We start from the raw sequence: 14,265 nt of genomic DNA on the forward strand, positions 1-14,265 counted from the left end.
CCCCCACTGTGTTGCGCGCCGAAGCGCTGGAATATCCGGTCGCCGCCGGCGCGCCCGGCGCCACGCTGCTCGGTTCTCGGGCGCGCGTCATGCCAGAAAAAGCGGTCCTTGCCGGAAGCTCGGCCGCCCGCGAATGGGATTCCAACGGCACCAACTTTGGCTACAACCCGAAGCGCGGCTACACCCGCGGCGAATTTGGCCACAACGATTTTTATCCCGTCGCCGTCGCGGCGGCGCAGCTTGCCCGGCTCAACGGCCGGCAAACCCTCAAGGCGATGATCGCCATCGATGAGATTCGCGGCCGCCTGGCCGAAGTCTTCGCCCTCAAGAACTACAAAATCGACCATGTGGTCCACGGCGCCATCGCCTCCGCCGCCGTTTATGGCGCCGCGCTCGGCGCCACCGTCGATCAGATCGAGTCCGCCATCGGCCAGGTCGTGGCGCACTACATACCGTTCCGCGCGATCCGTGCCGGCAAACAACTCTCCGACTCTAAAGGCGCCTCGGCCGCCGTCAGCACTGAGGTCGCCATCCTCGCCATGCGCCGCGCCATGCGCGGCTTTGTCGGTCCGGCCGATATCTTCCGCAACCCCGAGGCCATCTTCTGCCTCTTTGAAAAACCGGCGGAAAAAAACACCAGTCCTTTCGACCTCACGCTCGGCCTCGCCGGCGACGATTTCGCCGTGATGGGCATGCACTTCAAGCTTGGCCTCTACGAGCATCAATCCGCCGGCGCCATTCAAGGCGTGATGGACCTCTTGGCCAAACACCCCAAAATCCTGGACAACAAAGATCAACTGCGCGCCGTCCGCATCACCATCTACGAGCCCGCTTTTGGCATCATTGGCGATCCCGCCAAGCGCGACCCGCGCACCCGCCAAAGCGCCGATCACTCGATGGTCTACATCATCGCCACTTTGCTGCGCAAGGCATATCAAAAGCGCACTAGCGGCTGGCGCGAACTGATGCTCGTCCCCGCCGATTACGACGATGCCGCGCTCTTCGATCCGCTGACGCGCGAGATCATGCAAAAGATCGACTTCCGCCACGGCGGCAAGGAGTACGACGACCGTTACCCCGATGGCATCCCCACCACGCTCGACATCGATCACGCCGAAATCGGTCAGGTCACCAGCGGTCTGGTCATGTATCCCACAGGGCACGCCCGCAACAACAGTGGCCAACTCGACGCGCTCTTGGAACACAAATTCCGCCTGCTCGCCGGCCTGGGGGTCGACGACGTCGATGCCCTCTACCGCCGCTTCACCGGCTTGATCGACAAATCGCCCGCCGAAATCGACAGCCTCTACGACTTCCCAATCCGCGGCTGCTGAATCAACCCGCCAATTAGGTAATACTCCGCGTATGCCCCGGTTTGGCCTGCTCAACATCAACAAACCGCCGGGGCTCACCTCGCGCGACGTGGTGAACCGCGTTGAGCGACTGATCCGGCCAGACAAGGCCGGACACGCCGGCACGCTCGACCCGCTCGCCACCGGCGTCTTGATCGTCTGCGTCGGTCAGGCCACTCGGCTCATCGAATACGTGCAGCGCATGCCCAAGCGGTATCGCGCCACCTTCCTTTTGGGCCGATCCAGTCCCAGCGACGACGTGGAAACCCAAGTCTCCCCGCTCGACGATGCGCCTCGCCCCTCGCGCGAGCAGATCGCAGCCGCTCTGCCGCGCTTCGTTGGCCCAATCATGCAGCGTCCCCCCGCCTACTCCGCCGTGCATGTCGCTGGCCAGCGCGCCTACGCGCTCGCTCGCCAGGGGAAAAGCGTCGATCTGCCGCCACGCGAGGTCGCGATTCACGAATTGCGCATCGAGCGCTACGAGTGTCCAGAACTGGTGCTCGAAATCGAATGCGGTTCAGGGACCTATGTTCGCTCGCTCGGCCGCGATCTGGCCGAATCGCTTGGCACGGCGGCTGTCATGTCCGCGCTGGTGCGCACTGCGATCGGCGATTTTCATGTCGATGCCGCCAGCGAACTCGATTCGTTGACCGCCGACAACCTGCCTGCCGTGCTCGCGCCGGCTCGGCAAGCGGTCGCGATGCTATCCACCATCAAACTTGCCGCCGACGAAGTCGGGCGTATCGTGCGCGGCCAGACGATCCGCCGACCGGTCGCTTCGGCCGACAGCCAGTGGGCCGCGCTCGCGCCCGGCGGCGAACTGTTGGCCATCCTGCGCCGCCGCGAAGATGGCTCGCTCGGACCCGCGCGCGTGTTTCCCTCTGCGCTCGAGTTGACTCCGCAGCCTCCGCCTCACGCGATATAATCCACTCTTTCCACTTTGACCGCGAGCGAAACCATGTGTGGGCGATATACGCTGCGTACGCCGCTGCGCCGCGTTTCCGAACTGCTGAACCTGCCGCTGCCGTTCGATCTTTCGCCACGCTACAACATCGCCCCCACGCAAATGGCTCCCCTCGCGCGCGTCGCCGAAGATGGCCAGCGCGAAGCAGTCCTCGCCTCGTGGGGGCTCATTCCCTCCTGGGCCCGAGATCCCGGCATCGCCAGCACGCTCATCAATTGCCGCAGCGAGACCGCGGCTTCCAAGCCCGCCTTTCGCGCGGCCATGCGCCAGCGCCGCTGCCTGATTCCTGCCGACGGCTTTTACGAGTGGCAACGAGTCGGTCGCCGCAAGCAACCGTATCTCATCGAGATCGGCGCCGCCGAGCCGTTTGCCTATGCCGGCCTCTGTGAGCGCTGGCAATCCCCCACCGGTCCCTTCGACACCTTCACCATTCTCACCACCAGCGCCAATCAGCGCTTGGCGCCGCTGCACGAGCGTATGCCGGTGATCCTCGACCCGATCCACTTCGACGAGTGGCTCGACCACCGCCGCGCTCCCGACCGCGTGCAGTACTTGCTCGCGCCCTATCCCGACGAGGCGTTTCGCCTCACTCCGGTCGGCACGGCGGTCAACAGCGCCCGGCACGACGCCCCCGATTGCGTTGCTCCGCTGGCTCAGGAAGAATTGCCCGAGCCGCCGCTCCAGCAAAAGAGTCTCCTGGATTGACCTGTGCGCCGCGTCAGCATCTCGTCGACCCTGTCGCTCTCCGCCGACGAGGCGTTTCGTCTCGCCCTGCGCTACGACACCTTCCTCTTTGTGACCCGTGGCGCGATGCGCGTCGTCCCGCTGGCCGCCGCTGGCAACGCCGTATCGCTCGCGCCAAAAGAGTGGCGCCCCGGCGACCATCTGACCCTATCGATTCGCCTGCTGCATCTGCCGGTCGCATATCAGCATGAACTAGCGGTCGAACGCGTTGATCCGGTCGCGCGAGAGATCAGCACCCGCGAGCACGGCGGGCTGATGAAGGCCTGGAACCACACGCTCCGCTTCGAGGCCGCCGGCGCCCACCATTGTCGCTACACCGACGAGGTCGATATCGACGCCGGCTGGCTGACGCTCCCCGTCTGCCGCTTCGCCCGGCTCTTTTTTCGCTACCGCCAATGGCGCTGGCGGCGGCTCATTGCCGAGAGTCGCCGATAAAATCACTCGTCCGACTGACTTGCGGCCTCGCTCGACTTTTTCTTCTTGCTCGGCTTCTTGGCCGCTTTCTTCGCGGGCGCCTTCTTCGGCGCCGCCGACTTCGCTTTAGCTGCTTTGCGCCGCCCCTTCTTCGGCGGTCCCGCCGCCGCCCGCGCGGCCAGCAGCATCAGCGCCTGTTCCAGTGTCACTTCCTCCACCGACACATCCTTCGGCAGCGAAGCGTTCGACTGGCCATCCGCGGCGTACGGTCCATAGCGGCCGGTGAAGATTTGCACCGGGCCCTTCGTCACGGGCGATTCCCCTAGCACTCGCAACGGCTCGCGCGGCGCCCCGAACCCACGTCGCGCCGCCTTCGGTTGCGACAACAAATGCAGCGCCTGCTCCAACGTCACGTCCAAAGGCGACAGGTCAGCCGGCAGCGAGCGCGTCTCCACGCCGCACTTGATGTACGGCCCAAAGCGACCGTTGTGCGCCACCACCTTCTCGCTTTCGGCGTTCACCCCCAACTCGCGCGGCAACGACAGGAGTTTTAGCGCCAGCTCCAGGTTCACGTCCTCGGGCTTCATCCCCTTCAGCAGCGACGCGTTTTGCGGCTTCTCCAGATCTTCCGCCGCTCCCATCTGCACGTAGGGCCCAAAGCGGCCCACTTTCAGATACACCGGGCGCCCCGTCGTCGGGCAGTGCCCCAGCGGCTCCTCGGCCTGCGTCGCGCGGTCGAGCAAGTCGAGCGCTTTATCCAGCTTCATCTCGTCGGGCGGCAGATCGTCCGGAATGCTTGCGCGGCGGTCCCCCTGTTCCAAAAACGGGCCGTAGCGGCCCACCCGCACAAAGATTGGCTCGCGATGCTCTCCTTCGCTCGGCGTGCCGATCGGAATGCGGCTTACGTGCCGCACGTCGATTTCGTCGACCTTGTTCGCCAACTCCTGCTTGAGCCCTGGCTGCTCCTTGCCAAAGTAGAACTTGGTCAAATACGAAATGCTCTCCGCCTCGCCGCGGCTGATCGCGTCGAGATCATCTTCCATCTGCGCGGTGAACTGATAGTCCACCAACCGCGGCAAGTGCCCTTCCAGCAGGTTGCACACGGCGAAGCCCACCCAGGTCGGCACCAGCGCGTTGCCGCGCTTGAACACATAGTCGCGCGCCTGAATCGTGTCGATGATCGTGGCGTAGGTGCTCGGCCGACCAATGCCCAATTCTTCCAGCGAACGCGTCAGCGTCGCTTCCGTGAATCGCGCCGGTGGCTGGGTCGTGTGCGACTTGGGGTCCATCTGCCGGCAATCCAGCCGCTCTCCTGCCTGCACGTCGGGCAGCACCGCGTCGCGCTCCGCCAATTCCGCTTGCGGATCATCCGAGCCCTCGACATACGCCCGCAAATAGCCGGGGAAGTCGATCACCGAGCCGCCGACCTGAAACGTCGCCCCGCCGCCGACAATCGCCAGCGTCACGCGCCGGCCGCGGGCGTCGGCCATTTGGCTCGCCACCGTGCGCTTCCAAATCAGATCATAAAGCTTGAATTCGTCGTCGCTAAGCTGCGATCGCAAATCCTCTGGAAACGCGAACGGGTGTCCGGCCGGCCGAATTGCCTCGTGCGCCTCTTGAGCATTGCGCACCTTGGTTTGATACACGCGCGGCTGGTTTGGCAAATAGTCACTGCCATACTGCGACCGCACCAGATCGCGCGCGGCCTCGACCGCGACGGAGGCCAGATTGGTCGAGTCGGTTCGCATATAGGTGATGTGCCCCGTCTCGTACAAGCTCTGTGCGATCTGCATTGTGCGCCGCGCCGTGAATCGCAGCTTGCGATTCGCCTCCTGCTGCAAAGAACTGGTGGTGAACGGCGCGTACGGCTTGGAGGTGTACGGCTTTTCCTCCAGCGACTCCACCTGAAACTCCGCCGCGCGCAACTGCCCGGCCAGCGCCGCGGCCTGCGCTTCGTCCAGCAGCAGGCAAGCCTCGTCCACGCACTTGCCGGTGGCGGCGTCAAAATCCTTGGCGGTCGGCACCCGCCGCCCTTGATAGTCGACCAGCTTTGTCTCAAATCCCTCGCCGCCACGCTTGGCGAACGTGCCCAGCAGGTCCCAGTAGGTCGCCGCGACAAAGCGCATCCGCTCGCGCTCGCGTCCCACGATCAGCCGCACCGCCACGCTTTGCACGCGGCCAGCCGACAACCCCGGTCCCACCTTGCGCCATAGTAAAGGAGACACTTCATAGCCGTACAACCGATCGACGATGCGCCGCGTTTCCTGCGCGCGCACCAATGCGTCGTCGATGTCGCGAGGATTCTCGATCGCCTCTTGAATCGCCTCCTTGGTGATTTCGTGAAACACCAGTCGGCGCACCGGAATCTTCGGCTTCAAAATCTCGCGCAGGTGCCAACTGATCGCTTCCCCTTCGCGATCTTCGTCCGTCGCCAGGTACAACTCGCTGGCCTCTTTCACCAGCCCCTTGAGCTTCTTCACCTGCTCAGTTTTGCCCGGCGGAACGATGTACAGCGGCTCAAAATTCTCGTCGACGTTCACCCCCAGCCGCGACCACGCCTCCTTTTTATATTGCGTCGGAATCTGCTTGGCGTTCTCCGGCAAATCGCGCACGTGGCCAATACTGGCCTCCACCAGGTAATTGCGCCCTAAAAAGCCGCTGATCGTGCGCGCCTTGGCCGGCGATTCCACAATCACCAGCGCTCGACCATTGGAGGAAGTTGTCTTTTTCGCCATGCGTCTGTCTTTTCGGTGGCAATTCCGTTGTTTGCGGCGTTATTGGGGCCGCCGGCCGGCGAGCCGAGCCATTTTCGTAAGCTGCGTAGCTTGCGTGCTATTTATCTGTCCATTCGCTGCGCTATTCTTAACGCCGATTCGGTCGCATCGATGATCCGTCCTCGTCCGGGGTGCGTAGGAATCGAATCTGCCGGCGCGGTGGAGCGCTGCCGATTGTCACGGCCAATCCGTTGGCGCCCTGGTGACCGCCTGCCGGTTCCGGGCCAGTCATAGACCCGCGCAGGTGTTCTCCAAAAGCTGCAAGATGTGGCCTTGTCGTCGTTTGGGATTGAAATTACGCGTAGCCGTCCTAGAATCAGCGCCCAAGTGGGCTCGTTAACCCATTACCTTTCCAAGCCCCACGCTGTCAAGTGACTGCTGACGGCGCTGGGGGCTTTTTGTTACGGAAGCAAGGCCGCGCATGTCCTCTCCCATGAACTGGTTCCGTCATCACCAAAAATACATTTTGGCCATCCTCGGCGTGGTCTGCATCGTCGGCTTCATCATCTGGGAACCGCTCGTGCGGATGATGGGCAATCAGCCGGGCGACCAAAACCCCGTCGTTGTCCGCACCAACTCGGGCGATGTGCGCGAACGCGAACTGCAGTCGATGCGCGAAGGGCGCGCCCGCGTCAACCAGTTTCTCGAAATGGTCGCCATGACCACCGCCGAGGCCCTGGCGCAATCGGGCCGCATGAATCCGCAGCAGATCAGCATGTTCATTCTGCGCAACTTCGAGCGCGACGGCCTCTACGGGCCCGATTACACCGCCGAGCAGGTGATCGTCCGCAACATGCTCCTCGCCAACAAGGCGCGCGATCTCGGCATGCAGATCAGCAACGAGGCGGTCTTCAATTACCTCAACGCCGCCACGCTCGGCAATGTCACCCCCGACGTCCTCCGCCAGATCATCGACCGCATGGGCGTGCCGCAAAAGTACATCTTCGACGAACTGCGCGCCGCGATGTTGTCCGGCAAAGTGCAGCAAATGGTCTTTGGCGGCCTGCAAGGCGCCACCCCCGCTGCCCAGTGGGACTATTTTCAGCGGCTCAATCGCAAGGTGAACGCCGAGGTGGTCGCCGTGCCCGTCGCCTCCTTCACGGGCAAGGTCGCCCCCCCCGACGAAGCCGCCTTGCGTGCCCTCTACGAAAAGTACAAGAACCGCTATTCCAATCCGGCGTCACCCGAGCCCGGCTTTCGCCAGCCTCCCAAGGGACGCTTCGAAGGCTTCAAGGCCGATTACGACCAGTTTGCCGCACAGGTGCAAGTCACCGACGCCGAAGTGGAAAAGTACTACAACGAGAATCTGAGCGAATTCCCCTACACCGAAGAGACGCCGGAAGAAGCGAAGTTGCCCGAGGCTCCGCCTGCCGACGCGGCGCCCGCGACAAACGAGAAACCGGCAGACGAGAAACCGGCAGAGGCCGCGCCAGCGGAAAATCCTCCCGCTGAGACGACAGCACCTGCCGAAACGCCTCCCGCCGAAAGCGCTCCAACTGACAGCCCGCCGGCCGCCGAGCCGAACGAAGGTGGCGGTGGCGACGATACGCCTCCCGCCGATCCACCGGCCGCCGCGGAGCCCGCGGCGCCCGCCGAAACGCCTGCGGCTGAAGCGCCTGCAACCGAAGGTGCGGGCCCTGCTTTGACTACCGGCGATGCGGCGCCTCCACCGGCCGATGCGCCACCTGCCGCGGAAAAACCCGCCGACAGCAAACCGGCCCTCTCCCCCGTGCTTCCCACCACCGAACTCGATCTGCCCGGCGACATCGCCGGCGGCGCCACGCCCGAGCACAATCCCCTCTGGCGCGTTGCCGATCGCATCAAGAAGCAGTTGCTCGGACAAAAAGTGAACGAACAAATTAACGCGATCTTCGATGATCTCTCCATTCCGCTGGAGGATTATTCCTCGGCGCGGCTCGCCTACGATGTCGAGCAGGAAGAGATCAAATCCGGCGAATTGAAGGCCGGCGTCACCAAGACCGCGCTTCCCGCCCCGGTCAACTTTGCCGAACTGGCCAAGAAGCATGGCGTCGAGGCGCTGGCCACCAACCTGATAACACCCGCCGAAGCGCAAAGCACCGATCTGGGCCAATCCGAGGTCGACGGTCGCCCGTTTGTCGAGGTCGCCTTCGACAATCTAGGCCTTTTCTCGCCGCGCCGCAGCCAGGATATCGGCGGCAACCATTACCTCTTCTGGAAGATCGAACAGAGCCCCGAGCACGTGCCAACCTTCGAGAAAGCTCGCGAGGCCGTCCTCGCCGCGTACAAAACCATCGAGGCCCGCAAACTCGCCGAGGATCGCGCCGCCCAGATGGCCGCCGAGGCCCAGAAGGCGGGCAAGTCGCTCAAAGACCTCTTTGGTTCCGACACACGTTATCAGGTCTCGGAAACCGGGCTCTTTAGCTGGATGAGCGAAAACCCGCTTGCTCAGCCCTTCGGCCAATCGCAGGCCACCCTGAGCAGCGTCAATGGCGTCGCCGGCGCCGGCCCCGACTTCATGCGCGCCGCCTTCGGTTTGGAGCCGGGGCAGGTCGGTTACGCGTTCAACGAATCGCGCGACACCGTGTATGTGATTCGCGTCATCGACCAGCAACCGGCCGAAAGCGACTTGCTGGCGCAGTTCCTTGGCGCCAATCCGCAGCAGTACATGGCGGCCAGCCAGTCGGATCGCGACGAGTTCATGATCGCGTTCATGAACGACATCGAGTCCGACGCCGGCGTGCAATGGGAACGCCCCGCCCGCGCCCCCAACCGCACGCGCTAACCGCACGCGACTGATTAGCCATTCGCTGCGACCAGAACTTAATTCCTGGGCGCCGCGCCCCCGTAATGCAAACTCACGCGAAGCCGCCAGGCTCGCAAGTGGAGACTCCTCTGCGTCTCCGCGTCTCGGCGGTTCAACTCTTACCCGATCCCCCTGGCCACACGCGCCGGCAGCGTCAGCACCGCGTGCAGCGTCTCGAACAGCGCGTCGAACGTCAGCCCGATCAGCCGAAACGGCAACAAGAGCAGCCACACCAGCGGGTAGACCAGCACCACCAAGATCGCCAGCGGCCAGCAGACCACCAGCAACAGGCACCATAATAAAAAGGTGAACATCGGCGCGCGACCATCCAAAATGCGTTGTGACTGCCCCAATCTCAAAGCACTTCGCCCGCGCGGAAAAAATCTTGAACGCCCCCGGTGCTTTACCCGCGCCGCCGTCCTAGTCGCCGCATCGCCATGGCCGCTGTCAGGCCGACCAAAGCTAATAGCAAGCTCGCCGGCTCGGGCACGGCGTCGATCCGAAAGTTCGTGCGGCTGGCGCTCGGGTTGGTTGGTTCCAGCGCGGTGTAATCTCCCACGCCGCCGCCAGTCACAATCCCCACAAAGCTGTCGCCAATTTCGCCGATGCCGCCAGCTAGCAGATTGGCGCCGGTGCCCCAGCCCGTCCCTGGCCCCGCCTCCGAACTGATCACCAGGTAATAGCTTCCCATGTCCAGATCGACGCCCACGCCGCTGAACGTGACGGGCGCGTGTCCGGTGGGCAGTGGCCCCGAAGGAAATATCCCCGTCTGCGACCACAGCACATTGGCGGCCGTCGCCGCTGGACCGATTTGATCCATCAATTGCAAGGTGAACTCCCCCTGTGGATTGTCGGTCCCGTCGCCGTTGAGATAGACCGTGATGTTGTCGGCCCGCGCCGGTTCATGCACCCAAAACTCCTGCGCGATCACCAAATTGACATCTGACGAAAAGCTAAAGCCCACCCCAAAGCCGCCATCCCCTTCCGGCTCAGTCCCCACCACCAATCCCCCCTGGGCCACGATCGGCGACGAGACTGCCAGCATCAACACCCCTGCGGTCAACATGCGCAACATCAGTGATTGTCCTCATGCAATTCGGCTGCGACACGCGGCGCACCGTGCGCCGGGTCGGTCCGCAAGGCGGCGCAACACGGGCGCGGCGCCTTACGGCATGGCAAACAACTGCGGAAGTGGCCAAAGAGTGGGCAAGTCGCCAATTGGGCGAAGCATTGCCCGCGCACGCTCGCAAAAAACAACTAGCGAGCAGCCTGGCCAGGGCTCAATCGATTAGCGTACCTCAGCTAATAACGACCATCAGGTGAAGAGACTTGCCGGCTCGCGCCGCAATCTCCTCGAATTCATATCGGCGGTGATCTTACACCGCGCAGGTATACGCGACAACCAGCTTTGGTGCGATTATTTCGCAGCGGCGCGCCACGCCCACTGATCGTGGGAAGGCCGATTGGGCGCGGCCCGCCGATGCAATCTCAGCCACTGGCCACCAATTCACTGTGGCTTGAAAATCACCGTCGACAGCGGTGGCAGCGTCACCTTCAGCGAGTACGGCCGTCCGTGCCACTTGATCTCCTCCGCCAGCGCGCCGGGGTAGTTCCCCACGTTCGACCCGCCGTAATACGCCGAATCGCTGCTGAAGATCTCGCGGTAGAAGCCCCCTTGCGGCACCCCCATCCGAAAGCCCTCGCGCGGCACCGGCGTGAAGTTGCAGGCCACCGCCAAAAAGTCGCGCGGATCCTTGGCGCGCCGCACGTACGACAGCGTGCTGTCTTCGTAGTCGTTGCAATCGATCCACTCAAAGCCCGCGGGATCAAAGTCCACCTGATGCAGCGCCGGTTCGCTGCGATACAGCCGATTCAGATCGCCCAGCATGCGCTGCATGCCTTGGTGCGTGTCGTACTGCGTCAAATGCCATTGCAGGCTTTCGTCGTAGTTCCACTCATTCCACTGGCCAAAGTCTCCCCCCATGAACAGCAGCTTCTTGCCAGGGTGCGTCCACATGTAGCCATAGAGCAGCCGCAGGTTGGCGAACTTTTGCCACAGGTCGCCCGGCATCTTGGCCAACAGCGCCCCTTTGCCATGCACCACTTCGTCGTGCGACAGAGGCAACACGAAGTTTTCGTTGAAGGCGTAAATCAGGCTGAACGTCAGATCGTTGTGATGGAACTTGCGATGGATCGGCTCGTGCTGAAAGTACTTCAGCGTGTCGTTCATCCAGCCCATGTTCCACTTCAGGCTGAATCCCAATCCCCCCAGGTACGTCGGCCGCGACACCATCGGCCACGCCGTCGACTCCTCGGCGATGGTCAACACGCCTGGGTATTGCCCATGCGTCTGCTCGTTGAATTCCTTGATGAGCGACACCGCGTGCAGGTTTTCGCGGCCGCCGAACTCGTTCGGAATCCATTCGCCCGGCTCGCGGCTGTAGTCCAGGTACAACATCGACGCCACCGCGTCGACGCGCAACCCGTCGATGTGGTACTTGTCCAGCCAGAACAGCGCGTTCGACAACAGAAAGTTGCGCACCTCGTGCCGGCCGTAGTTGAAGATCAGCGTGCCCCAATCCTTGTGCTCGCCGAGCCGCGGATCGTCGTGCTCGTAAAGCGCCGTGCCGTCGAAGCGGCGCAAACCGTGATCGTCGCGCGGAAAGTGCGCTGGCACCCAGTCCAAGATCACGCCAATGTCGTTCTGGTGGCAATGATCGACAAAGTACATGAAGTCTTCCGGCGTGCCATAACGGCTCGTCGCCGCGTAATAGCCCACCGTCTGATAACCCCAGCTCCCCGAGAACGGATGCTCGCTGACCGGCAACAGCTCCAGGTGCGTGTAGCCCATCTCGCGGCAATAGTCCACCAGCATGTGCGCCAGCTCGCGGTAGCTGAGCCAACGCTGCGGATCGTCTCCCGGGCGCCGCCAACTGCCCAGGTGGACTTCGTAGATCGAAATCGGCGCGTCCAATCCGTTGGCGCGCTGCCGTTTGGCCATCCACAACGAGTCGTTCCAGGTGTGCCGACTCAAATCGGTCACGATCGACGCCGTGCGCGGCGGCACCTCCGCCGCAAAGCCATACGGGTCGCTCTTCTCGACCGTTCCCGCTTGGCTGCGCACGTGCAGCTTATAAAGGTCGCCCCCCTTCATGCCGGGGATGAACAGCTCCCAAAACCCCGCCGGAATGTGCTTCCGCATCGGGTGCTTGAGCGGGTTCCAGCCGTTGAAGTCCCCCACCACGCTCACCGATCGCGCGTTCGGCGCCCAGGTGGCGAAATTCACCCCTTCCACGCCGTCGATCACGCGCCGATGCGCGCCCAGCTTTTCGTAGCTCTTCCAATGCCGCCCCTCGCCTAAGAGGTAGAGGTCGAGCTCGCCGAGCAGCGGCGGAAAGGCGTACGGGTCGTGTAGCACGGTTGATCGGCCCTCAAGGTCGGCCACTTGCAATAAATAACGACGATGCGCCGGCTCTTCCGCCGCTGGGCAGATCGCCTCAAACAATCCGCCCGGATGAATCCGCCGCATCGGCCGTGGCGCGTCCGACTGCGCCTTGTCGATCAGCCAAGCCTGCGCTTGGTCCGGAAAAAACGCCCGCACCGCGAGCGCTTTGCGGCCAGCGTCATCCACCTCGTGGGGGCCCAGCACCGAAAACGGATCCTCGTGCGTCCCTTCCAACAGCCGACGCACTCCATCCAGCTCCACCGTCGTCCTCACCGGTTGCCTACTCCTTTGCTGTTCCCTCTCGGGAGATTGTCAGTCGAGCGATGGTTGGCGTCCACCCTCGCATCTGCTTGTCGGGCGATTCGCGCGCCATGGGCGAATCAATTCACCGCCAATTGGTCGGTTCCTCCGACCCTTTTTCTTCTCTAACTGTGTACTCTGTCTGCGTGCCATGCTTCACGGCGCAAGCCGGTCCATCTCGTCCCTCGCCCCGCTTGCGGGGAGAGGGTGGCCGAAGGCCGGGTGAGGGGTTTTCCTCTCCCCCACTTGCCACTCACCCCTCACTACAAGCCAGTCCATCTCGTCCCTCGCCCCGTTTGCGGGCAGTGGGTGGCCGTAGGCCGGGTGAGGGGTTTTCCTCTCCCCCACTTGCCACTCACCCCTCACTACAAGCCGGTCCATCTCGTCCCTCGCCCCGCTTGCGGGGAGAGGGTGGCCGTAGGCCGGGTGAGGGGCGTCTTCTTCCTCACTAACCACTAACCACTAACCACTTCCTCCTCACTCCATCCATGGCGCCGGCACAAGCCCCGTCCCCATCTGCCGCGCGCGGGTCCACACGCTCTCCGCGCGCTCGGCCAGCCAACGGCGACTGCCCAGCGCAGCTCGCGCCAGTCGCCGTCCCGGTCGGGCAGGTGGCCCCGCGACCCGCGCCGCTTCGGCCTCATGAGGCAGGATTAGCGATCGCGCTGGTCGCGGTTCGGCCGCGAATGCCGTGCTGCTCGCCGAGCGATGCGGCGCGTCGATGCGCCATCGTCGGCATTGCACTTGGTGGTAGGTCAGCGCTCGGTCAATCCGTTGCCAGAGGTCTCGGTTGCGGATCGGAACCATCTGCCCGAACCATTCCCACTCCCAGTCGCTCGCGCGCCAGTTCTCAATCCCGTGGTCCATTCCGCGGCGCACGTACGCGCTGGAGGTGAGCAACGTCACCCGCGCTGGCTGCTCGATCGCTTCCAACCCACGCACCGCGGCCAAGAGCTCAAGCCGGGGGCCAGCCAGGCCGGGCTCGATATCCGCGGCTTCGAGCAAAACTCGGCCGCTTCCTTGTCGCAGCGCGAACCGCCAGCGACCGCCATGCGGATCGCTGTGTGCTTCGGTCACCAGTTGAAAGTGCGGGGCAGATACCATCGCGGTGGACTGTCGGGAGAAATGTTGCATCGAGCCAGTCGCCTTCTGGCGCTGGAGCTCCGACTTCCCTGTCTCTCCGAGGCGTCAGGCGGTTCCGCGACCGTGTGGCTCGCCACTTGGGTCTTCGCGGGGCCGGCCGCGCCTCTTTGGGCGACAATCCGTTGCGTCGAAGTTGCCTCGGCCGGCGATTGTTCCCCATACCAAGGAGAAGCTGACCGCAGTCCGCGCAGTCCGACTGCTTTAGTTCATCGGCAATCGTTCGCCGCTTTCTCCAGTCTCGCTGGTTTGAATATCTTCCGCCGCCGCAGCAGGGCAGGGGGGCGAGTTGGCCTACTCGCGACAAAGTTTCGCGATCGAACGCATCAGACGGTCGGTTTCTTCCG

At 63.5% G+C, this 14,265-nt stretch carries 10 protein-coding genes; 5 read left to right on the plus strand and 5 right to left on the minus strand.

Going from position 1 to position 14,265, the window contains the following annotated elements; genetic code table 11:
* The 4 genes from K1X71_12335 to K1X71_12350 all read left to right on the plus strand — a co-directional run.
* Positions 1–1,334 (plus strand): MmgE/PrpD family protein (locus tag K1X71_12335; protein MBX7073927.1); only part of this gene is annotated, 1,334 nt, incomplete at its 5' end.
* A gap of 31 nt (positions 1,335–1,365) precedes the next feature.
* The gene (gene truB / locus K1X71_12340; protein MBX7073928.1) at positions 1,366–2,277 is read left to right on the plus strand and encodes a tRNA pseudouridine(55) synthase TruB; all 912 of its coding nucleotides are present in this window, start codon (positions 1,366–1,368) and stop codon (positions 2,275–2,277) included.
* A 33-nt stretch (positions 2,278–2,310) separates the two neighbouring features.
* A complete protein-coding gene (locus K1X71_12345; protein MBX7073929.1) occupies positions 2,311–3,021 on the plus strand; it encodes an SOS response-associated peptidase in 711 nt (236 codons plus the stop codon).
* A 3-nt stretch (positions 3,022–3,024) separates the two neighbouring features.
* Positions 3,025–3,495, plus strand: a complete 471-nt coding sequence (locus K1X71_12350) for a hypothetical protein (GenBank protein ID MBX7073930.1) — start codon at positions 3,025–3,027, stop codon at positions 3,493–3,495.
* Positions 3,496–3,497: 2 nt separating this feature from the next.
* Here the strand turns inward: K1X71_12350 and topA are convergent, their stop codons facing one another.
* A complete protein-coding gene (topA, locus tag K1X71_12355; protein MBX7073931.1) occupies positions 3,498–6,209 on the minus strand; it encodes a type I DNA topoisomerase in 2,712 nt (903 codons plus the stop codon).
* Positions 6,210–6,669: 460 nt separating this feature from the next.
* On the opposite strand from topA, the gene K1X71_12360 reads away from it, so the two are divergent.
* Entirely contained in the window at positions 6,670–9,012 is a 2,343-nt protein-coding gene (locus K1X71_12360) for a hypothetical protein (GenBank protein ID MBX7073932.1), read from the plus strand.
* 140 nt (positions 9,013–9,152) lie between these two features.
* Here the strand turns inward: K1X71_12360 and K1X71_12365 are convergent, their stop codons facing one another.
* From K1X71_12365 to K1X71_12380, 4 genes are all read right to left on the minus strand, one after another.
* The gene (locus K1X71_12365; protein MBX7073933.1) at positions 9,153–9,347 is read right to left on the minus strand and encodes a hypothetical protein; all 195 of its coding nucleotides are present in this window, start codon (positions 9,345–9,347) and stop codon (positions 9,153–9,155) included.
* A gap of 89 nt (positions 9,348–9,436) precedes the next feature.
* A complete protein-coding gene (locus tag K1X71_12370) occupies positions 9,437–10,108 on the minus strand; it encodes a hypothetical protein (GenBank protein MBX7073934.1) in 672 nt (223 codons plus the stop codon).
* A gap of 432 nt (positions 10,109–10,540) precedes the next feature.
* Positions 10,541–12,751: a 1,4-alpha-glucan branching protein GlgB gene (glgB, locus tag K1X71_12375; protein ID MBX7073935.1), complete on the minus strand. Its 2,211-nt coding sequence runs from the start codon at positions 12,749–12,751 to the stop codon at positions 10,541–10,543.
* 504 nt (positions 12,752–13,255) lie between these two features.
* Positions 13,256–13,882, minus strand: a complete 627-nt coding sequence (locus tag K1X71_12380) for a hypothetical protein (protein ID MBX7073936.1) — start codon at positions 13,880–13,882, stop codon at positions 13,256–13,258.
* Positions 13,883–14,265: the final 383 nt, after the last annotated feature.

It is taken from the genome of Pirellulales bacterium (assembly GCA_019694455.1).
Lineage (GTDB): Bacteria > Planctomycetota > Planctomycetia > Pirellulales > JAEUIK01 > JAIBBY01.